The 21,466-nt window shown below is 64.8% G+C and carries 17 protein-coding genes; 6 read left to right on the forward strand and 11 right to left on the reverse strand.

Annotated features, from left to right (window positions below):
• The first annotated feature begins 407 nt into the window (after nt 1–407).
• The 3 genes from ABZ942_RS17875 (at nt 408) to crcB (ending at nt 1,831) form a co-directional block, all read left to right on the forward strand.
• Nucleotides 408–797 carry a hypothetical protein gene (locus ABZ942_RS17875; protein WP_357383223.1) on the forward strand — a complete coding sequence of 130 codons (390 nt, stop codon included), beginning with the start codon at nt 408–410 and terminating at the stop codon, nt 795–797.
• Between the two features lie 183 nt (nt 798–980).
• A complete protein-coding gene (locus ABZ942_RS17880; protein ID WP_357383225.1) occupies nt 981–1,472 on the forward strand; it encodes a CrcB family protein in 492 nt (163 codons plus the stop codon).
• Nucleotides 1,469–1,831, forward strand: coding sequence for a fluoride efflux transporter CrcB (gene crcB / locus ABZ942_RS17885; protein WP_357383227.1), 363 nt, complete (start codon nt 1,469–1,471; stop codon nt 1,829–1,831). Before ABZ942_RS17880 ends, crcB begins: the two co-directional genes overlap by 4 nt.
• A 371-nt stretch (nt 1,832–2,202) precedes the next feature.
• On the opposite strand, the gene ABZ942_RS17890 is transcribed toward crcB, so the two are convergent.
• Together ABZ942_RS17890 and ABZ942_RS17895 are read right to left on the reverse strand one after the other, a co-directional pair.
• Nucleotides 2,203–2,508 (reverse strand): colicin immunity domain-containing protein, encoded by a 306-nt coding sequence (locus ABZ942_RS17890; RefSeq protein WP_357383229.1) that lies wholly within the window; start codon nt 2,506–2,508, stop codon nt 2,203–2,205.
• A gap of 166 nt (nt 2,509–2,674) precedes the next feature.
• Nucleotides 2,675–3,814, reverse strand: coding sequence for a Fic family protein (locus ABZ942_RS17895; protein ID WP_357383231.1), 1,140 nt, complete (start codon nt 3,812–3,814; stop codon nt 2,675–2,677).
• A 147-nt stretch (nt 3,815–3,961) separates the two neighbouring features.
• Here ABZ942_RS17895 and ABZ942_RS17900 point away from each other — a divergent pair, with 147 nt between their 5' ends.
• The gene (locus tag ABZ942_RS17900) at nt 3,962–6,118 is read left to right on the forward strand and encodes an acyltransferase family protein (RefSeq protein ID WP_357384541.1); all 2,157 of its coding nucleotides are present in this window, start codon (nt 3,962–3,964) and stop codon (nt 6,116–6,118) included.
• Between the two features lies 1 nt (nt 6,119).
• Here the strand turns inward: ABZ942_RS17900 and ABZ942_RS17905 are convergent, their stop codons facing one another.
• From ABZ942_RS17905 to ABZ942_RS17945, 9 genes are all read right to left on the reverse strand, one after another.
• The gene (locus ABZ942_RS17905) at nt 6,120–8,411 is read right to left on the reverse strand and encodes an excinuclease ABC subunit UvrA (RefSeq protein ID WP_357383232.1); all 2,292 of its coding nucleotides are present in this window, start codon (nt 8,409–8,411) and stop codon (nt 6,120–6,122) included.
• A gap of 44 nt (nt 8,412–8,455) precedes the next feature.
• The gene (asnB, locus tag ABZ942_RS17910) at nt 8,456–10,318 is read right to left on the reverse strand and encodes an asparagine synthase (glutamine-hydrolyzing) (protein WP_357383233.1); all 1,863 of its coding nucleotides are present in this window, start codon (nt 10,316–10,318) and stop codon (nt 8,456–8,458) included.
• A 26-nt stretch (nt 10,319–10,344) separates the two neighbouring features.
• On the reverse strand, nt 10,345–11,832 hold the full coding sequence (locus ABZ942_RS17915; protein WP_357383235.1) for an aldehyde dehydrogenase family protein: 1,488 nt from the start codon (nt 11,830–11,832) through the stop codon (nt 10,345–10,347).
• A gap of 18 nt (nt 11,833–11,850) precedes the next feature.
• On the reverse strand, nt 11,851–12,906 hold the full coding sequence (locus ABZ942_RS17920) for a zinc-dependent alcohol dehydrogenase family protein (protein ID WP_357383237.1): 1,056 nt from the start codon (nt 12,904–12,906) through the stop codon (nt 11,851–11,853).
• Between the two features lie 11 nt (nt 12,907–12,917).
• Nucleotides 12,918–14,108, reverse strand: a complete 1,191-nt coding sequence (locus ABZ942_RS17925) for a cytochrome P450 (protein WP_357383239.1) — start codon at nt 14,106–14,108, stop codon at nt 12,918–12,920.
• Complete coding sequence (locus ABZ942_RS17930; RefSeq protein ID WP_357383241.1) at nt 14,105–15,166, reverse strand: class I SAM-dependent methyltransferase; 1,062 nt, start codon at nt 15,164–15,166, stop codon at nt 14,105–14,107. Before ABZ942_RS17930 ends, ABZ942_RS17925 begins: the two co-directional genes overlap by 4 nt.
• Before the next feature lie 33 nt (nt 15,167–15,199).
• On the reverse strand, nt 15,200–16,999 hold the full coding sequence (locus ABZ942_RS17935) for a gamma-glutamyltransferase family protein (protein WP_357383243.1): 1,800 nt from the start codon (nt 16,997–16,999) through the stop codon (nt 15,200–15,202).
• A gap of 15 nt (nt 17,000–17,014) precedes the next feature.
• Complete coding sequence (locus tag ABZ942_RS17940) at nt 17,015–18,478, reverse strand: FAD-binding protein (protein ID WP_357383245.1); 1,464 nt, start codon at nt 18,476–18,478, stop codon at nt 17,015–17,017.
• A gap of 157 nt (nt 18,479–18,635) precedes the next feature.
• The gene (locus ABZ942_RS17945; RefSeq protein ID WP_357383247.1) at nt 18,636–19,115 is read right to left on the reverse strand and encodes a MarR family winged helix-turn-helix transcriptional regulator; all 480 of its coding nucleotides are present in this window, start codon (nt 19,113–19,115) and stop codon (nt 18,636–18,638) included.
• A 102-nt stretch (nt 19,116–19,217) separates the two neighbouring features.
• Here ABZ942_RS17945 and ABZ942_RS17950 point away from each other — a divergent pair, with 102 nt between their 5' ends.
• Nucleotides 19,218–19,967 carry a VOC family protein gene (locus ABZ942_RS17950; protein WP_357383249.1) on the forward strand — a complete coding sequence of 250 codons (750 nt, stop codon included), beginning with the start codon at nt 19,218–19,220 and terminating at the stop codon, nt 19,965–19,967.
• Between the two features lie 8 nt (nt 19,968–19,975).
• Entirely contained in the window at nt 19,976–21,178 is a 1,203-nt protein-coding gene (locus ABZ942_RS17955) for an MFS transporter (RefSeq protein WP_357383251.1), read from the forward strand.
• Nucleotides 21,179–21,466: the final 288 nt, after the last annotated feature.

The raw sequence follows: 21,466 nt of genomic DNA on the forward strand, positions 1-21,466 counted from the left end.
TCATCGGATGACCGGAGTAGTGCTGGGCGCGCCAGGTGGGGTCCCCGACCTTAGTTATCGGTCAGGTGCGCGATGTCACGTTCCGGAGGTGGTCATCTGGCTGTGGTGCTGTTCGCGAGCGCTTTGAAGCAGCGAGTGTGTCGGGTGGGTGTTTTCGGGGCCGCTGGGGCTCCGATGTGCACTCTTTGTTCAGGCCGCTCACCGTTTCTGGAAGCCGCTCACCCGGTGTAGTGGGTGTCCGGGTCACAGAAACGGTGCTCGGCCGACAGAGAAGGTGTGGGGTGAGAGTCGGGATCGACGGCACGTGGTGGCGGCGATCTGGTTGACGGGGGGAGTGGTGCCTGTTTTGGCGTGATCAGCTGTCCAGCTAGCCTCGAACTCGGGCATTTTCGGCGGCGCGGAGGTTCATGAGCATGCAGGCAGCGCAGGATCCGGATTCCCTGACTGCGGGGGGCGATGCCGTGGGGGCGGTGGCGTTGACGCGGGAGCAGATGGTGGACTTGATCGGTGGGCAGGCCGGTGCGGCAATGGTTTTCGGTGCGCCGGTCATGGCCGGGGGCGTCACCGTTGTGCCCGTGGCGCGGGCGGGCATCGGGTTCGCTGGTGCGGAGGGCGGTGTAGGGGGCGGTGTTGATGTGCGGCCGGTGGGTTTCATCGAGATCAGTCACGGTGTCGCGCGGTATCGGCCGATTCGGGATATCTGGGGGCGTGTCCTCGCGCCGCTGACCGGGGTGGCGGCGGGGCTTGCCGCATCGTGGGTGGCCCGCTCTGTGCTCGATCTTCGCCGTCGTCGTTGACGCCCTCAGAATCCGCAGGCGGTACCCCGCACACACCGCTGTGTTGACACGGCATATAGTTGTTGCTGCGGCGGTGGGGCTCGCCGCTCCGGACATCGGATTCGGAACAACCGCGGGCATTGCCGGCCAACAGTCCCTACCCCATCACCCCGCCCCCGGGCGGCCTTGGAGTAGGAGACAGCTGTGCCCATCGACCCGCAAACATGCCCTTCCGTCGATCCCGATATCGACCTGCACAACGCTGACCAGCGAAGCGAGCTCGCGGGCACGCACGGCGCGGTCTTGGCGGTCATCGCGGTCGGTGGCGCGCTCGGCGCGTTGGCCCGCTATGGACTGACCCTCGCCTGGCCCGCACCGGCGGGCGCGTTCCCGTGGGCGGTGTTCGCGATCAACGTTGCGGGAAGTTTCCTGCTCGGCGCGCTGATGGTGGTGATCACCGAGATCCGCCCGGCGCATCCGCTGGTTCGCCCGTTTCTCGGGGTAGGGGTCCTCGGCGGGTTCACTACCTTCTCCACCTACGCCGAAGACATTCGCGCACTGCTCGACCCGGCCACGGTCATCGTCGCCGCCGTCTATCTGGTTGCCACCCTCGTCGTGGCACTGGTCGCCACCACGGCCGCCCTGATACTCACCCGCGCGGCCGCCCGGTTCATCCGGGTGGCGGTGGCGTCATGAACGCGTTGTTGGTGATCGCGGGGGCGGCCATCGGCGCGCCCGCTCGCTACCTGCTCGATCGATCCATCCAGGTGCGCCACGACAGCCGTTTCCCTTGGGGCACACTGATTGTCAACGCCTGCGGCTGCCTCATCCTGGGCGCACTGACCGGCGCCGGATTGTCGGCACCGTGGATGTTGTTGGCAGGCACCGGTTTCTGCGGTGCCTTCACCACTTACAGCACCTTCACCTACGAGACCGTCCGGCTCGCCGAGCAAGGCGCCTACCGGCACGCGATCCTCAACGCGGTGGTGGGCGTCGCCGTGGGTGTGGCGGCCGCTGTCCTCGGCTACTCCATCGCCCGCGCCTTCCACGGATAACGCCGCAGCACCCACACGTGACGTTGATCGACGAAGCTGGCCGCGCGACCGCACCGCTGTTCCTTGCCGCACTACTCCCTCATGAAACTCGGGATGTCCAAGTCCGCGTCCCCGTGACATGCCCCGCATTCCCACATCGGAGCGTTGGACCTCTTGACACACCCACCCAAAACGATCTCCCCACGCTCGGCTCTCTCGAACGCGGCGTGCGTCGGAAGGCCGTACATGATCGGCGTCATCGCCCCCGCCGCACTCTGGACACACCGCCCTCTCCTTCGTCATACCGCCACTCTGACAGCGGTCCCGCCCATCCGGCATATTCTTGGCCGCAGTGTCGCCTGGGCGCAGTGGCGCTTTCTCTTCGGCGCCGGTTACTCGGGCTCCTTGGCTCCGAACAGACGGTCGTAGGTTGCGGTAGCGCGTTGACGTAGTTGTTCATCGTCCAAGCCGCCGGCATCGGCCCGTAGCTGCGGATCAGAAACGTAGTCGTCGACATCGGCGAACAGCGAATCCAGGAGGTGGAAATCGTTGGGTCGAAGATGGGTCTCCTTTGATTTGAAAGCTGAAAGATATTCCGATTCGAACTTCGGTGCGCTGATATCGCCTGAGATGAATCTGCGGATTATATCTTCATATTTGGCAAGACTTCGAGATTCGATATCATTCTGATTCGCCATTATCTGCCACCCAGCCCTCGCTGCAATTGGGGTCAGTCTTCCAGCCTGTGATGAACCCGCCGGTCGGCGACTGTACCTCCGTGGACCTGTACAGTTGGCCTGCTCGTGCGCACCAAGGATGTATTCGTAGCCACGAACATCCTGGATTGATGCCAGTCTGCGTCGTCTACGTGGCGGCGTAGGGATCGGTCAATGTTGTTGGTGTGCGTGCGATCTCCAGTGCGGTCTCGGGGAAGTTCGAACCTGCGACGTAAAACCGTGCACGGGTGCGGCCGACCGGTGCCAGGACTTGCCTGCGCACTAGTTCGCGTAGGTCGCGTTGTGCCTGTTGTAGATTCAGGCCCTCGTTCTGTTCGTAGCGGGTGCGCCGTACGCGGCCCGACATGGCGACGTCGTGCAACGCGGTGATGAGCCGCTCGTCCAAGCCGTCGCCGGTCGCGAAGTCGGCCAATGCCTCCCACACCCGGCCAGACCGCACAAACCTCGCGTGGACGGTCTGCGCCTGCTGGTGGTAGGCGATCAGATTGAACCGGATCCATTCCGAGACATCTTGATCCGGTCGATACTCGCTGCCGCGACGCCCCAATACCTGGTAGTACTCCCAGGTATTACCCGGACGTCCCAACCATGCCTCGATCGAGGAGAACTCCGGGGCCAGCACGCCTTCCCGGGCAATCATCAATGTTTGCAGCGAGCGTGACATCCGGCCGTTGCCGTCAGCCCACGGGTGAATAGACACCAGATGCAGATGCGCCATCGCGGCGCGAACCAATGGATGCGCGCCCTTCTCGATATCGAGCCAATCTACCAACTCTTCCATCAACGCCGGCACTGCCGCAGCCTCAGGTGCGGTGTAAGCGGCAATACTCGGGTCACGCACATCGGTCACGTATACCGGGCCACGCCGCCATTGCCCGGCGGGCCGGCGCGGACCATGCCGGTGCCCCTGCAGCATCCAGTGCAATGCGTTGAGAAGTCCCTTGCTGTATGAGAAATCCTCGACATCGTGCAAAGTTTGGATGTAAGTCATCATCTGCTCGTAGGCGAGCGTCTCGGCCTGGTTCTCGTCGGAGACATCAACATCACGTTCTCCGGCCATCAGGTCCTCCACATCGACAGTGGCGACTTTGAATCCTTCGATGGAGTTCGACGCTGCCACCGCGTCTGCGGTCAGGAACTTTCCTAACCTCGCGGTCAATGTGGCCGGCGCGCTCTGTAGCTGTTGGCGCAGCGCATCGTGCATGTCGCCCACTTCGGACAGCACACGCTCGTCGGCGTCGCTCAGCGTGGGAGTGGGAAACAGCACTTCGCGAGAATATAGCGGTGTAATCACTGCTGTAAGCGGGACTTATGGATTTGTTCAGCTCAGCTTGATCAGCAAATCTTGTGGGGACATTCTTGGCAAGAGTTGGTAAGAATGCGTCCCATGATAGGGACTGCCTCCGGGGAATTGATGGTTCGGCGGGGGGATGTGGGGGACCGGGCGCGTGGGGTGGAGCCTGCGCGGGCGGGGTTTCGGTCCGATGTCGAGGGACTGCGGGCGGTTGCTGTGTTGGCGGTGGTGGCGTTTCATGCGGGGGTGTGGGGAGTTGGTGGCGGTTTTGTCGGGGTTGATGTCTTCTTCGTGATTTCCGGGTTTCTCATTACCGGGATGTTGTGGCGGGAGGTGGGGGCTACCGGGACTGTCCGGTTGGCGCGGTTTTATGGTGGGCGGGCGCGGCGGTTGTTGCCTGCGGCGGGGATTGTGCTGGTTGCTACTGCGGTGGGGGCGGCTGTGTTGTTGCCGCCGTTGCAGGCTCGGGCGGTGTTGGGGGATGGGATTGCCAGTGCGTTGTATGTGGGGAACTATCGGCTTGCGTTGACCGGGACCGATTATCTGGCGGCTGATGCGCCGCCCTCGCCATTTCAGCATTACTGGTCGTTGGGGGTGGAGGAGCAGTTCTATCTGTTGTGGCCCGCGTTGATCATCGGGGTTGCCTGGTTTGTGCGGCGACGGGTGAGGGCTGATGCTTCGCCGGTTCCGTATCTCGTTGTGCTTGCGGTGGTGGCTGCGGGGTCGTTTGTGGTGTCGCTGAATTGGACTCGTACGTTGCCGCCGTGGGCGTTCTTCGCATTGCCCGCGCGGGCGTGGGAGTTGGCGCTCGGGGGTGTTGTGGCGCTTTCGGTGCCACTGTGGCGGCGGTTGCCGGAGTCGGCCGCGACCGTTGCCGGGTGGTTGGGGCTGGGGTTGATTGTGTTTGCCTGTACTCGATTGGACGGGCGGACACCCTATCCGGGAACGGCGGCGTTGCTGCCGGTTCTCGGTGCCGTGCTGATTATTGTCGCGGGGTGTGGGATGACTCGGTGGGGAGTCGGGCGGGCACTGTCGGTGGATCCGCTGCGGTCGCTCGGTCGTCTTTCGTATTCCTGGTACCTCTGGCATTGGCCGGTGTTGTTGCTCGCGCCACGGGTGCTCGGCCATGGGCTCGGCTCGGTCGGGGCGGTGGGAGCGGTGGTCACCGCCGCTGGGCTCGCGATGCTCACGTTGTGGTTTGTCGAGGATCCGGTTCGATTTGCACGACCGTTACGGCGTTCAGCGGGGCTGAGTCTTGCCAGCGGCGGTGTAGTTACCGCAGTGGCGGTCGGTATCGCGGTGGCGTTGCTCGTGTTTGTGCCCGCACCGGTCGGGCGTGGGGCGGCTGCTGAGGAGCTCACTGTGGTCGCGGCGCCTGCGGCACCGTCCGCGGAAACCGTCGATCCGCACGATGCGGCGGTTCGGCAGCTGACCGCGCAGGTGCAGGCTGCCGTGGCGGCGTCGGCTGACCAGCACGCTGTTCCTTCGAATCTCTCACCGGCGCTTGCCGATGCGCCGGGGGACAAGGCGGCGGTATTCGGAAACGGTTGCGTACGTTCATGGCTTGATGTCGGGCAGCCGGAATGTGTTTCGGGTGATCCGGATTCGACCAGCCGGGTCGCGCTGGTCGGTGATTCGCACGCGGCGATGTGGAGCCCGGCGTTCGAACAGGTTGCCGAGCAACGGCATTGGCGCCTGGAGACAATGAGCAAGGTCACCTGTCCGCTGATGGAACTGCCCATCACCAGCCCCTACCTCGGCCGGGACTACACCGAATGCGTGCAGTGGCGCCACCAGATCCTGACCCGCCTGCAAGCCGAGCACCCACGACTGATCGTGCTGAGCATGTCCCGCCGATACGGCGGCGACTTCGGTTTCACCACCTACGACCAAGCCTGGATCGACAGCCTGTCCCGCCTGACGACCCAGCTACGCGCGACCGGCGCGAATGTCCTTGTCCTAGGCCCGATCCCGGATCCACACACCACCGCACCGACCTGTCTGTCCGACCACCTCGACGACGCCCTGGCCTGCTCGCCGACCCGTCAGATCGCCGTCAACGATGACGGCATCGCCGCCGAACGAGCCGCGGCGACAGCGGGCGGCGCGCAGTACGTGGACCTCACCGACCTGTTCTGCACCACCGCCCGCTGTCCACTCATCGCCCGCAACAACCTCATCTACCGCGACGACAACCACCTGACCGTCACCTACGCGAAAACCCTCACGCCAATCGTCGCCGCACTGGCCGACCGCGCGCTCGACGCATCCCGGTAGGTCAGCGATCTGCTCGCTCGAGGTCGGTGCGCAGATACTGGGCGGTGACCGACCTCTTGTCGGAGGTGAGTTGCTTGGGCGTGCCCTCGAAAAGGACTCGGCCGCCGTGGCGCCCCGCGTCAGGCCCGAGATCGATCACCCAGTCAGCGTGTTTGACGACTTCCAGGTCGTGTTCGACCACGATGACGGTGTTCCCGTCGTCGACCAGACGATCGAACAACACGAGCAGCCGGTCGACGTCGGCCATGTGCAGACCGGTGGTCGGCTCGTCGAACACGAAAACGGTGCCCGTGTCCTGGAGCCGAAGCGCGAGCTTGAGCCGTTGACGCTCACCGCCGGACAGGGTGGAAAGCGGTTGGCCCAGCGTCAGATACGACAGACCGACCTCACGAAGCAACGCGAGCTTCCCGGTCACCTTCTCCTCGGTGAAGTAGGAGAGCCCTTCTTCGACGGTGAGCCCGAGCACCTCGGCAATATTCTTGCCGCGCAACGTCTTCTGCAGCGCCTCTTCGTTATACCGACTGCCTTCACACACCTCGCAGGTCACCGTGACGGGGTCCATATAGGCGAGGTCCGTCTCGATTACCCCGCGCCCCTTGCAGGCTGGGCACGCCCCGGTGGAGTTGAAGCTGAACAGCCCCGGCTCGGCGTCGTTGGCCTTCGCGAACAAGCTACGAACGGTATCCATGATGTCGACATAGGTGGCCGGCGTCGATCGCGACGAGATGCCGATGCCCGACTGATCGACCATCACCGCATCAGGGTGCTGGGCCGCGAAAGCCCCTGAGATGAGCGAACTTTTACCCGAGCCCGCCACACCGGTCACCGCGGTGAGCACCCCGGTGGGAATGCTGACGGAGACGTCGTGCAAGTTGTTCAGCGTGGCCTTGGTGATGTCCAGCGTGCCAGTCGATTTGCGCACCCGATCCTTCAAACCGGTGTGCTCACGCAACCTTTGGCCGGTGAGCGTGTCGGCCTTCAGTAGCTTCTGGTAGGTCCCCTCGAACACGATCTCACCGCCGTGCGAGCCGGCTCCGGGCCCCATATCGACGATGCGATCGGCGACGGCCATCACGTCAGGGTTGTGCTCCACAACGAGCACGGTGTTGCCGTTATCGCGCAGCTGGGCGAGAAGTTCGTTGAGCCGGTGCACATCTCGCGGATGCAGGCCGACGCTCGGCTCGTCGAAGATGAAGGTCAGATCGCTCAGGCTACTGCCGAGATGCCGCACCGTCTTCAGTCGCTGACCTTCGCCACCGGACAACGTTGACGTCTCGCGACCGAGGCTGAGGTAGCCGAGCCCGATCGATTCCAGCCGGGTCAACGCCGTGACGGCCGCCTCGACGACGGGCTTGGCGACCCGGTCATCGATGTGCCCCAACTCGACGATCAGTTCACTGACTTCCAGGGCCGCGTAGTCGGCGATGTTCTTGCCGTTGATCTTCGACGCGAGCGCGGCCTTGTTGAGCCGCCCGCCGCCGCACACTTCACAGGTGCCGGTCGTCACGACCTGCTCGACGTCCTTGCGCTCCTTCTCCTTCAGCGCATCGAGGCCGTTCTTGAGATAGCGCCGATTGAACCGGACGACAATCCCCTCGTATTCGTTGGAATGCGTCACGTCCTTGCCAGGCCGCCGGACCTTGAAACCCCCGCCGTAGAGCAGCTTTTCCCATTCCTCGGCGGTGAATTTCTGCAACGGCTTGTCCGGATCGAACACCCCGGATTCCGCGTAGGTGATCCACGGATACCCGCCGACGGCGAACAGCGGTGAGGTAATGGCCCCTGCGTTGAGCGACTTCTTCCGGTCGAGCAACAGGTCCAGATCGAGTCGCGCGGTGCGGCCGAGCCCTTCGCACTCGGGGCACATGCCCTGCGGCACGTTGAACGAGTACATGGTCGACTCGCCCGCACTGGGCTTGCCGTGGCGTGAAAACAGCACGCGCAGAATCGGATTGATCTCGGTCATGGTGCCGACGGTCGATCGGGAGCTGCCGCCGATCTGTCGCTGGTCGACCACGATCGCGGTGGACAGGTGCGACATGCCCTCGGCGTGCGGCCGCTCGTACTTCGGCAGCCGGTTCCGGATGAACCAGGGAAACGTCTCGTTGAGCTGGCGCTGTGACTCGACCGCGATGGTGCCGAACACCAGCGACGATTTACCAGAACCCGACACACCGGTGAAGACGGTCAGCCGCCCCTTCGGAATCTCCAGCGACACGTTCTTCAGGTTGTGCTCTCGGACGCCTTGCAGCGTAATACTGTCGTTCGCTTGCCGTCCGACTCGATCCGACATATCCACTCCCCTCAGCGTGACCAGAACTAGTTTCCAATTGGAAATTATATCATTACGCTCACGTCATGGGCGGCCAGCCATTCGGCAAGGCGAATCGGGGTCTCGTTGTAAAGGCCTCTTTCCTGCATCGACGATGCGGTGTCGACCGGCGCGTTGAGATGCTTGTCGATCGCGTCCTGGTCGAACAAAGGCAGGGCGGGCGAACTCGGTTCCGCGACGATCTTTCCCAGTATCTGTTTGATCGCCCGGTCGTACCCGGAATCCTGGGTGGACGGATATGGCGCCTTGCGGCGTTTCACAATGGATTCCGGGAGCAGATCCGCCGACGCGGCGCGCAGCAAGCTCTTCTCTCGTCCGTCGAAGGTCTTGATCGACCACGGCACATTGAACACATACTCGACCAAACGATGATCGCAGAACGGCACTCGAACCTCGATCCCGCTGGCCATGCTCAACCGGTCCTTGCGATCCAGCATCACCGGCAGCCACCGGGTGAGATTCAGATAGCTCGCGATCCGCATCCGCCGATCGTGTCCGGTTTCGCCACTCAGGTGCGGAACCTCTTGCAGCGCAGTGTGGTACTGGTCGGCGATGTATTCCGGCAGGTTCAGTTTCGCGGTCAGCTCAGGATCCAGGAACGCCGTCGATTGCTCGGTGATCGAGCGTTCGCCCAGCGCATGCCATGGAAAAGTACTGGCCTGCACGGCTTTCTGGTCGTGGAACCACAGGTATCCGCCGAACACCTCGTCCGCGGATTCACCGGAAAGCGCGACGGTGGACTGCTCCCGCACCGCTCGGAACAACAGATAGAGTGACGGACCGAGATCGCCGTCACCGAAGGGCAGATCCCAGGCCCGCGACACCGCCGACCGGATGTTCGGGGCAACCAGATCCGCGTTGTTCAACAGGATGGTCTGATGGTCGGTGCCGACATGCTGGACCAATTCCGCAGCGAACGGCTGGTCCGGGGCCTCCCGAAGCGGCTCCGGCGCGAAGTTCTCCACCTGCCCTTCGAAATCCACCGAGAAGCTCCGAATACGTTCGCCGCCATCGGCGTCGAGCCTGCGCTGCGCGAGGGCGGTCAACGCGCTGGAGTCCAAACCGCCGGACAGTAGGGTGCACAGCGGAACATCGGCCACCAGTTGCCGGGCGACGATGTCTTCCAGCAACTCTCGGACCTTGCCGACGCTCGCGGGAATGTCGTCGGTATGCGGCCGGGATTCCAGTTCCCAGTACTTCTCCTCGGACCGCCGGCCATCGCGCACCCGCACAACATGTCCGGGACGGACCTCGTACATGCCCTGCAACGGTGTCTGCCCGGGCACACGGACAAACGACAACACGTCGCGCAATCCGTCGATGGTGAGTACCGCCCGGCTTTCTGGGTGCGCGAGAATCGCTTTCGGCTCGGACCCGAAGAGAACGCCGTCCGGTGTCGGATAGTAGAACAGCGGCTTGACGCCCAACCGATCCCGATACAGCAGCAGTTCCTCGGCCCGGCTGTCCCAAATGGCAAAGGCGAACATGCCGTTCAGCCGCCGCACGAATTCGGTGCCCCACTCCAGGTAGGCCCGGAGAACGACCTCGGTATCGCTCCTGGTCGCGAAGCGGTGACCGTGCGTCTCCAGTTCGTCGCGCAGCTCGGTGAAGTTGTACACCTCGCCGCTGTAACTGATGGCGGCCAGCGGTGTTCCGTCGGGCAACGTTTCCGGCGTGACCATCGGCTGCTTGCCGCCTTCGAGGTCGATCACCGAGAGGCGCCGATGCCCCAGGGCGCAATGCGGATGCAACCACAAACCCTCGGCGTCCGGACCGCGTAAAGCCATGGTGTCCACCATCTTCTGGAGAACGCGGCGCTCGGCAGTGAGATCACGATCGAAATCTGTCCAACCGACGATTCCACACATCGTCTTATCCTTTCGCTATCGTCGTCTCACGCGAGGGTTGCCCACACGGTCTTCGGTTCGAGATACGCGTCGAGCCCGGCGCGCCCCATTTCCCGGCCGACGCCGGACGCCTTGAACCCGCCGAACGGGGCGGCCGGATCGCCGGGTGCCCACGTGTTGAGATAGATCGAGCCCGCATGCAGGCGAGCGGCGAGAGTATGTGCGTGGCTGAGGTTTTGAGTCCAGACCCCGGCCGCGAGACCGTAGTCGGTGTCATTGGCCAGGCGCACGGCATCGTCGATGCTGTCGAACGGCGCTGCCACCAGAACCGGCCCGAAGATCTCCTCGCGACAGATCCGCATGTCCGGCGTGATATCGGTGAAAAGTGTTGGGCGAATGAAGTATCCGCCGTGCGGTACGGGTTCGGGGAGGTCGCCCGAGGTCAATGTCGCACCGGCGGCCACCCCGCCGTGGATGTAACCACGCACCCGCCGGTACTGCTCGGCCGACACCACCGGCCCGCACTCGGTGGTCGGATCGAGCGCCAGACCGACCCGTGCACTCTTGGCTCGCGCCGCGAGTCCTTCGACCACCTCGTCGTACACGCTCCTATGTATGTACAGCCTGGATGCGGCATTGCACGCCTGGCCGGTATTGAAGTAGATCCCGTGGTAACTCCCGCCGATCGCGGCCTCCAGGTCAGCGTCCGGGAGAATGATGTTCGGACTCTTCCCGCCGAGTTCTAGCGTCACCCGCTTGAGTTGTGCGCCTGCCTTCGCGCCGATCTCCCGCCCGACGGAGGTAGACCCGGTGAATACGATCTTGTCGACGCCCGGATGATCAACCAGCGCGGCACCGGTGTCGCCGTCACCGGTCAGCACGTTCACCGTGCCCGCCGGGAACCCCGCCTCGTCGATCAGTTCGGCGAGGCGCAACGCGGTAAGCGGAGTCTGCTCAGCGGGTTTGAGCACCACGGTGCATCCCGCCGCCAACGCCGCCCCGACCTTCCACGCCGTCATCAACAACGAGAAGTTCCACGGGATGATCTGGGCGCAAACCCCCACCGGCTCTTTCCTGGTGTAGCACAACGTATTCGGCACCGCGACCGGGATGGTCTCACCCTCGATCCGCGCGGGCCAGCCGCTGAAGTAGCGGAATTGGGCTGCTGCGGCCGGCGCGTCGAGCGCTCGGGTCATGGTGATCGGCTTGCCCCCGTCGAGGGCTTCGAGCTCGGCGAGCTCGTCGCCGTTGCGTTCGATGAGGTCGGCGAGACGGGCGAGGAGCAGGCCGCGATCGGCCGCGGACAGCCGACGCCACGGTCCATCGAGGGCGGCGCGGGCCGCTACAACGGCTGCCACGACGTCATCGCGGCCCGCGTAGGCGATCTCGGTGATGTACTCGCCGGTCGACGGGTCGACCGTATTGAATGTCCGGCCGGTCGTCGAGGCCACGAACCTACCGTTGATGTACAGCAGGTGCTTGCGGGACAGGAAGTTTCGGGCCGCAACGCCCACGGTGCCGCACAAGGTATCCACGAGTCCTCCCGGTCCGCGTCAGAAGCGGTCGATGACAGTGATGCCGTTGGTAGTGAAGTCGCTCATCGCGGACAGGACTTCCCCGGCACGGTCCAGTGAAACGGTGCGCTGCACCAAGGTTTGTGGCGCGAGCCGACCGGACGAGACCAGCGAGAGCAACTGCGGGTAGCTGGAATGCGGATTACCGTGCGAGCCAACGATGGTCAGCTCACCGATGGTGATGATGTCCATCGGCAGCGCGATCTCACCGGCATCCGCCGCACTGGTGAGTCCCACCTGAACGTGCCGACCGCGTTTACGCAGCGAGCGAACGGAATTCACCACCGTCGTCCGAGTGCCGAGCGCATCGAGCGAAACGTGCGCACCGCCGCCGGTGGCCTCCTGAACCGCCGCGGGCACGTCCTGCTCGACGCTCGCGTCGATGGTGTGCGCCGCGCCCTGCTCCTCGGCAAGCACGAGCTTGGCCGGATCGATATCCACCGCCACCACGGAAGCTCCTGCGGCACTCGCGATCTGAACGGCCGCCAACCCGACACCGCCGACGCCGTGCACGGCAACCCATTCACCGGGCCGAACCTGCCCCTGCCCGGTCACCGCGTGAAAGGCGGTCATGAATCGACAACCGATGGCGCTGGCCGCGACCGGCGTGAGCTCGTCCGGCACCGGCACACAGTTGAAGTCGGCATTGCCGATATGCACGTACTCGGCATAGCCACCGTCGCACCAGAACCCGAGCACCTGCATGTTGTCGCACACATTGGCCCGCCCCGAACGGCAGTACCCGCAGGTGCCGCAGGCCAGGTGGAACGGTGTGGTAACCCGGTCGCCGAGATGCACGCCGCGCACCTCGGCGCCGACAGCGGTTACCGTGCCGACGATCTCGTGCCCCAGCGTGCGCGGCAACGCGACCTGTCCGCCCATCCAACCCCAGTCACCCATCCACGCGTGCCAGTCGCTGCGGCAGATACCGGTGGCGAGCACTTCGAGCACGACGCCGTCCGGTTCCGGTGCGGGATCGGGGATTTCGCGGAGCTCGAGTGGCGCGCCGTACTCGACAATCTGTGCCGCTCGCATGGTCGCTCCTTTCAGGAGATGCGCATGGGGAGTGTTTCCAGTCCCCGGGTGATGTTGTTCGGTTCCCGGACGGGCGCACCGGTGAGTTCGAGCGTGGTCGCGCGTTTGGCGAGCGCGCCGAACAGGGCGTGCGCCTCCATCGAGGCCAGGGTGCGGCCGGGACAGTTGTGCACGCCGAAGCCGAAACCGACGGTGTCGGCAGGGTTTCGGTCCGCCTGGAAACGGTCCGGATCGGGGTAGTGGCGTTCGTCCCGATTGGCCGCGGCGTAGGAGATGAGGACCCGGGCGCCTTCAGGAATCGTCACCCCGTCGACATCCCTGTCTTCGGTCATAACGCGAGAAAAGTGCTGGATCGGTGTCTCCAACCGAACACCTTCCAGGAACGCGCCGGGGACAAGCTTCGAGTCCTCCCGAATAGCCGCCCACTGGTCCGGATTTTCCGCCAGCAGCCAGAGGGTGCTCGCCACCCCGGCGATGGTGGTGTCCAATCCCGCGCAGGCGTAGGCGCTCATCGTCATCAGGGCTTCGGTCTCGGTGATCTCACCGCGATCGGCTGCCTCCCAAACGATCTGGCCGAAGCTGTCGGGCAACAGTTTGTCCGGCGTCGCGTCGGTGACCAGATATTGCATGAGCGCTTCCACGTCCGGGAAGGTCGACAGCTGCCGATCACCGGGCGGACCGAAGTAATTGAACGCGCCGAGGGCCCAGACCAGAATCTTGTCCCGCTGTTCGTCGCGGGGAAAGCCGATCAGGTCCATGACGATGTCCACCGGCAGCTTGGCCGCGAAATCGGTGACACCGTCGAATGTTTCGCGCTCCATCAGATCGTCGACGAGCTCGTCCGCGAGCTGCTCGATATTGCCGGCGACCTGGCGCACGTACTTGGGCCGCAGCGCGTCGTCCATGACCTTGCGCACCGCCCGGTGCCGCGGCGGGTCCATCGAGAGCAGCGACCCGTCTGATAGCTCGTTGGCGGTGGGATTCATCGCGATGCCCCGGGCGGAGCTGAACCCCGCCCAGTCGGTGAGCGCGGCGCGCACCTGGTCGTACCGGAACAGGCCGTAGAGATCGTGTTCGGTCATCCGGACAACCGGGCCCAGGTCACGCAGGGTCTGGTAGCAGGGGACCGGATCGAGGAGTGCCTCGGTCGAAAACAAGTCCAGCTCGGTCTCGACCGCGGGCGTTCGGGTCGAGCTGGTCACAACTGGTCCTTTCCCGCCAGGTCGTAGAAGCACAACCGGGGCCCGGCCTCCGGTCGCGTGTACATCCGGCGACAGGTCAGCTCGGACTTCTCGAACACGTCGAACCAGGCGGCACGGTCGCGTGGCAGACCCTGTCCGGTCAGCACGTGGATCAGGAAGAAGTCGTCGTCGTTTTCCCTGCTGTCGTAACGGATTTCGGGCTCGCCGACCAGCAGGATCTTCAACGCGGGGAAGGTCGCGGAGATCTCGTTCAACAGATCGATCACCGCCTGCTCGCCGTGCCGGAAGTGCTCGTGCAACGCGCTCATCATGCAGAGCCCGTCGGCCTCGAAGCACTCCTTCGGCCAGGTCTTCGGGGCGAACGCATCACCGACGACGAACTCGACCCGATCCGCCACACCGGACGTGCGGGCGTGCTCGTTGGCCACCGCGACGGCGTCGGCATCGATGTCCAGGCCGATTCCGGTCAGCGAAGGGTCACGCAGGCACGCGTCCACCACCAATTGACCGCCACCGCAACCGATGTCGAGGATGCGCTCGACCTTGCGACCACGCATGGCGGTCAGCAGGGTAGGTGTGTGAAACGCCGAGAACAGGGTGTCGCAGTGCGCACCGAGCTTGCCGCCGTCGCGGATCACGTCCTTGCCGTAGACCGCCTTGCCGGTGAGCAGATCGCCGGTCCTGCTGGTCACCATGCCGTACGCGTCGACGTAGACGCCGAGGCGGGCCAGCGAGACATCGGTGGTGAGGAACTCACCGAGCCGGGTCAGGAAGAATTCCTCGCCGCGGGTTTCGAGGATGCCTCGATTGACCAGGTAGCGCAGGAAACCCGGCCCCATATCGGGATCGATCCCGGCCAGCAGGCCGTCGGCAGGATTGCGCGGGCCGTTGCGGAGTCGTTCCAGCAGTGGGGTATCGGCGATGGCCCGCACCGCGTGGCAGACGTGCATCGCGCTGATCATCTCGGGCAGGTCGGACAGCGTGAACGCCTGCCATTCCCTGCGTTGCTGCTCATCGGTGAGTTCGATGATCTCCGGACGGTGTTCGGTGATCGTCATTGTCGTTCCTTTCGAAAATATTGTCGCCCAGCATCATTCGGCTACGGCGTAGGCGTGCCGCTTGCGTGGGCTCGCGGCCGCCCTGACGAACTCGTGGTCGTCGGTGAACCCGGTCGCGCAGACCCGGCCGAGCGAGTACGCGGGGACGAGTTCCACCTCGTGGCCACGCTGTGCCAGCTGCTGGACAACCGCGGGATCGCAGGTCTCCTCGGCCACCAGCACGCCAGGGCGATGCGCGTGCGGGGTGAACGACGCGGGTACCTGATCGGTGTGGAAGGCGGTGGTTTCGGTCGCGGCCTGGAAGTCCAGCCCGAAATCGACCACGTTGAGGAAGAACTGCAACGTCCACTGGTCCTGTCGATCGCCACCCGGCGTGCCGAAGGCGACGTACGGGCGGCCGTCGCGCAGCACCACGGTCGGGCTGAGCGTTGTCCGCGGCCGCTTGCCCGCTGCCAGCGAGTTCGGGTGGTCCGGGGTGAGGTAACCGCACTGACCGCGGGTGCCGAGCGGGAAGCCCAGGCTCGCGATGGCCGGCGAACTCTTCAGCCAGCCGCCGCTGGGCGTCGCGGCGACCATATTGCCGTGCTTGTCGACGGCGGTGACGGTGACGGTGTCACCCTTCGTCGTGGTCTCCAGCAGGATCGTCGGTAATCCGTTGCGCAGCTGGGACATCCACTCCGTCTCGGCCGCCGGATAGTCCGGCACGGACCGGTCGGGAATGAACGAAGTGCGCCCGCCCGGTGCGCCAGGACGGAGATCCAGCGCGGCACGCGGGCCGACCAGCCTGCGCCGTTCGCGGCTGTAGTCCTCGTCGAGCAGGGCGGCCAGCGGCACATCGCTGAAGGCGGGATCGCCGTACCACGCCTCACGATCGGCCATCGCGAGCTTCGTGCACTCGGTCACGGTGTGCAGATAGTCGGCGCTGCCTTGGCCCATCTTGGCCAGATCGAACCCATCGAGCAGCGCGATCTGCTGCAGGAACACCGGACCCTGCGACCACGGTCCCGGTTTGAACACCTGGTACGGACCGTAGCCGTGGCTCGGCGCGGTCTCCACGGTCGCCTGCCATCCGGCCAGATCGTCCGCGGTGAGCAACCCGCTGTGCCGCCGTCCGGTCGAGTCCAGCATCGGCCCGGACGCGAGGAACTCCGAGATCGCCTCCGCGACAAAGCCTTTGTAGTAGGCGTCGTGCGCGGCCTGGATCTGCGCTTCGCGGTCGGTCGAGGCGGACTCCGCCGCCTTGATCAGCCGCTGGTAGGTATTGGCCAGCGCCGGGTTACGGAAGCGGCTGCCCGCGGCCGGGGCGGCGCCACCCTGCAGATACGTCTGAGCCGACCCGGTCCACTCGTCGCGGAACAGCGGCGCGAGCACTTCGATCGCCTGCGCGGTCTCGGGCAGCAACGGAAAACCGTTGTCCGCGTAGCCGATCGCGGGCTGCAAGACGTCGGCCAGGCGCATGGTCCCGAACTCGGCGAGCAGCCGCATCCAGCCGCCGAACGCGCCCGGCACACAGGCGGGCAGCAGGCCCGAACCGGGGATGCCGCTCAATCCGAGATCGGCGAAGGTATCGATGCTGATCGCACTCGGCATCGGTCCTTGGCCGCAGATCTGCTGCACGTCACCGCTTTTCGAGCGATGCGCCACGACGGACAGGTCACCGCCGAGGCCGTTGAAGTGTGGTTCCACGACCTGCAGCACGAATCCGGCGGCCACGGCGGCGTCGAATGCGTTGCCGCCGTTCGCCAGGATTCGCATGCCTGCGGCGGAGGCAAGCCAGTGGGTGCTGGCAACGGCGCCGGTGGTGCCGGTCAACTCGGGCTTGGAAGGAGGCATGGGGGGTTCTCCCGGTTACTTGTCCTGGAATATCTGCAGACCGCGCGCGAGGATGGCGCTCGGGTCGTAGCGTGTCTTCGCGGCGCGGAAGGCCGTCCACTTGTCGCCGTAATGGGCCCGCCAATCCTGCGCGGTGAAGCGCAGCGAGCCGATCGGGTAGAGGACCGCGCCGTACCGCTCACGCGCGTGGGCGAACATTCGATCGTTGCGATCGAGCATTTCTTCGATGAATGCCGGATCGACGCCCGGGGTTTCGGCGACGGTGTTGATGTCGAGGACGAAGACCCAATCGGAGCCGTTCGCCTCGGGCACCGGCGGATACGGCCTCGTCATGTGTGAACGTCGCTGCGGGTAGATCAGGCTGATCCCGAAGGGCCCGATATCGCGTGCGGTGAGCTGCGACTGCACCTCGCCGACGTACTCCTCGACGACCGCGCCGGACAGCCACACGTCGTACCACGGCTTGACCAGCCGATCCCAGCCCACCTCGTCCCGCATGCCGTCGACCAGCGTGTCGATCTTGTACGCGTAGTCCAGGTAGCTGGTGTCGTCGATGAGCGGCTCGGTGGTCAGACCCTTGGCCGCGACCTGATCGTCCGGCGGCGTGGCCGGGTCGTAAAGGACGGTGGCGTAGAGCCGGTGGGTCGGCGCGGACTCCGGCGAGTACATCTCGGCATAGACGTGGTCGATGGCGGGACGCTCGATGAGCGTGCGCATGTCCTGGAAGAACTTGCCGTTGTCGGTGTACTCCAGCACGTAGCTGCGGGCGCGTTCGGTCGCGGGTACGAGGTCGAGCACGGCCTTGGTGATGACGCCGCACTGGCCGAGCCCGCCGAGCACCGCCTCGAACAGATCGGGTTTGTGGTCGGGGGAGCAGCGCTCGATATCGCCGGTCCCGGTGACGACCTCGAGCTCGCGCACGTGGTCGACCTGCAGGCCGGTGTTCAGCGCGCCGACGAGACCGCCGAGGCCACCCACCGAGAGCGTCCCGCCGACGGTCAGTGAGGTGTAGCCGGTGACGGCGGGCGGGGTGAGCCGCGGTGACTGCGCATAGGCGGCGTTGATCAAGTCCTTCCACAGGATTCCGGCGTCGACCTCGGCGACATCCGTCCCGATGGAATGGATGCGGTTGAGGTACTTGTGCTCGATGACCAAGCCGTCGGTGAGGCCCTGGCCGAGAGTGGTGTGCGCCGCGCCTCTGGCCGACACGCTGACGTCGTGCGCGCGGCAGAACCGGATCATCGCGGCGATGTCGTCCGCCGAACGCGGCCGCAGTACCGCAGCGGGCCGGTGGTTGGTGATGTTGCCGAGATCGGTGGCGACCGCTCGGCGCGACTCCTCGTCGACGAGCAGCTCACCTTCCAATGCGGGTGCGGTAGCGAACGACAGGCCCGCATTCTCGCCGGTGACCCAACTGCGCTCGAGCGGATCGAAACCCACGACCGCGGAATGTATGGTGCCGGCGCTGAATTCAGGCACGGCAAACTCCTTTCGACGCAATGGTTTGGCCGATGGCAAGCACGATGGCTGCGGCCGATTTCCACTACATCGAACATATCCGGACTGCTATGCCCGGCACATCCAGAGAATCCTCAAGTTACTGTCAAAAGCTCTTGAAGCCGTAAATCAGTGCAGGCTATGACGATATCGGCGCGGGTTGGGTGGACGCGTGGACAGCCTCGGCTACCTTGCCGCACAGTTCGGCGAAGACGGCCTGCTCGGCCGGGGTGAGCACGGACTCGGCGATCTTGGCATTAGCACGCCTGCATTCCGCCGCGCGGTCCAGGAATTCGCGCCCGGCCGGGGTGAGCGAGGTCGTCTGTTCTCGTCGATCGGTCCCGAGCGATGCCTGCTCGACCAGGTCCTGATCCTTGAGCACGCGAAGAGCTTTCGACATCGTCGGGCGGGACACGCTCAACGCGTCGCTCAGCAGAGATGGTGTCATCGGCCCACGTAGACGCAACATTTCGAGCACGTCGTACTGCTGCCAGCTCACCCGCTCGGGTGTCGTCCGGGTGCGCTGCGCCACCAGCACGCACGTCAGGTGGGCCAGCGCGTTCTCGATATCGTCCTGCCAGTCGAGTACCTGGCTGTTTTCGTTTTCGTCAACAGGCACTGGTCTCTCCTCGCCGGTCGTGGACTTGATTTCCTGCTGGAAACTAGTTTACGGTATCGATTGCTAAACCAACTTGTACCCTGTCATACAGGAGGAGTGGTCATGAGCACCTCGGGCGCGAACCCGACAACTGTGGGGTGGTTCGAAATCGCCGCCATTGATCCGGAGCTCAATAAGCAGTTTTACCAGCGGATATTCGATTGGGAATTCACCTCGTTCGGCCCTGGCTATTACACGATCACCGCGCGGGGAGCGTCGGCGAGCATGGGCGCGTTGCGTCGCGGCAGCAGTGACGCGCTGTGGATCAGCGTCGTCTGTGACGACATCGAGGCGACGATTCCGAGACTGGAAACGCTGGGCGCCAAGGTTTTCGAGAGTCCCGCGCGTACCGCGGCGGGCGATGTGCACGCGGTGATCACCGATGTGCAGGGCAACAAACTAGGTCTGTTCGAACCCGCTGTGCGCGAGCCTCGTTCGGCCCCGGTGCCGAACTCGACGGCCTGGTTCGAAATCGGCACAACGGATTTCGCGGCGACACAGAAGTTCTACGAACAAGCCTTCGGCTGGACGTATGAGCGCGACGAGGCGGCCGAAGGGGTGGTCTACTACAGCATTCACCCCGGCGGGGCCGAGGAACCGATCGGCGGCACGATGGATGTGTCGACCCTGCCCAACCCCACCGACTACGCGATCCCTGGACTGCTCGTCACCGACGTTCCCGACCTGCTCGCGCGCTGCGAACAGGCCGGCGGGCAACGCCTGATGGATCCGTTCTCCGACGCGACCGGTCTGATCATCGGACAGTTCACCGATCCGTTCGGCAACCGGTGGACCGCGTTCGCCCAGCCGTGAGGGGAACCATGCCTTTCGCCGTATATGTGTTGGGCCTGGGCGTTTTCTGCCTCAACACCACCGAAATCATGGTCGCCGGGCTCATTCCCGGCATGTCGAGCGACCTCGGTGTCTCCATCGCCGCCATCGGCTACCTCGTCTCGATCTTCGCCTTCGGCATGGTCGTCGGCGGCCCGGTGCTGATCGTCGGCTTATCCGAAGTGCCGCAGAAGAAGTCGCTGATCTGGCTGCTCGTGGTGTTCGTGGTCGGGCAGACGATCGGCGCGCTGGCCCAGGACTACTGGGTGCTGGTGGTGGCGAGAGTTGTTACCGCGCTGGCGGCTTCGGCGTTTTTCGGGGTGGCGGCCGCGGTCTGCGTGCGACTCGTCGGCGCCGAGCGACGCGGGCGCGCGATGTCGGTGCTGTACGGCGGCATGATGGTCGCCCAGGTGGTCGGCCTGCCGGTGGCCACCTTCCTCGAGCAGCACTTCGGCTGGCGGGCCAGCTTCTGGCTGGTCGACGCGTTGGCGGTGCTGTGCATCGCGGCGGTCGTCCTGCTGGTGCCCTCCGGCGGCAATACCCAGACCATGGACTTCCGGTCGGAGATCCCGGCGTTCCGAAACCTGCGACTGTGGGGCGCGTACGCCACCAATGCCCTCGTGATCGGCTCGGTCGTGGCCGGATTCACCTATCTCTCACCGATTTTCACCGACGCAACGCACTTCGCGCCCGCGACGGTGCCGCTGCTGTTCGCGGTGTACGGGATCGCGACGGTGGTGGGCAACGCCGTCGTCGGCCGGTTCGCGGACCGCTACACGCGGTCGATTCTGTTCGGCGGGCTGATCGCATTGATGCTGGTACTCACCGCTTTCGCGCTGTGTGTCGAGTACAAGGCGCCGACGATCGTCGCCACCGTGCTGCTCGGCCTGGTCGGCCTGCCGCTCAACCCGGCCATGGCCGCCAGGGTGATGTCGGTGTCGAACGAGGGCGCGCTGGTCAACACCGTCAACGGCTCCGCCATCAATATCGGTGTCGTCATCGGCCCGTGGCTCGGCGGCGTCGGGATCAGTGCCGGGCTCGGCCTCACGGCGCCGCTGTGGATCGGTGCGGCGATGGCGCTGTGCGGGCTGCTCACGCTGATACCCGATCTCCTGCAGCGCGCGCACGTGTCCGCCCAGGGCAGTGGTGCGATGTCGCCGGTACCTGCCGAGGGGGCCGGGGACCGTTCGTGAGGATCGCCGATAAGTATTGCGGCGTAATGTATTAGTGGACGAAACCGTCCATTTAGAGCGTCCATCGAGGCTCCGGCTTCGGTGGACGCTTCGCCAATCCCATTGTGCGCTGGAGTAACCCCGTCGCGAACGCATCAAACCCCTGGCAGGCAAAGGTTTCCGACAACCATCGACAATTGTTGTCTGACAGCGATTTAAGAGTTTCTTGAACCCTATTTGATTGCCCCGGAACTCGCTGTCCGTCGACGATGGAAGGTGCTGGGACACCCCCTCCCGCTGCGGTGAGGG

The sequence above is a fragment of the Nocardia sp. NPDC046473 genome, assembly GCF_040645995.1.
In the GTDB taxonomy this organism is placed as follows: domain Bacteria; phylum Actinomycetota; class Actinomycetes; order Mycobacteriales; family Mycobacteriaceae; genus Nocardia.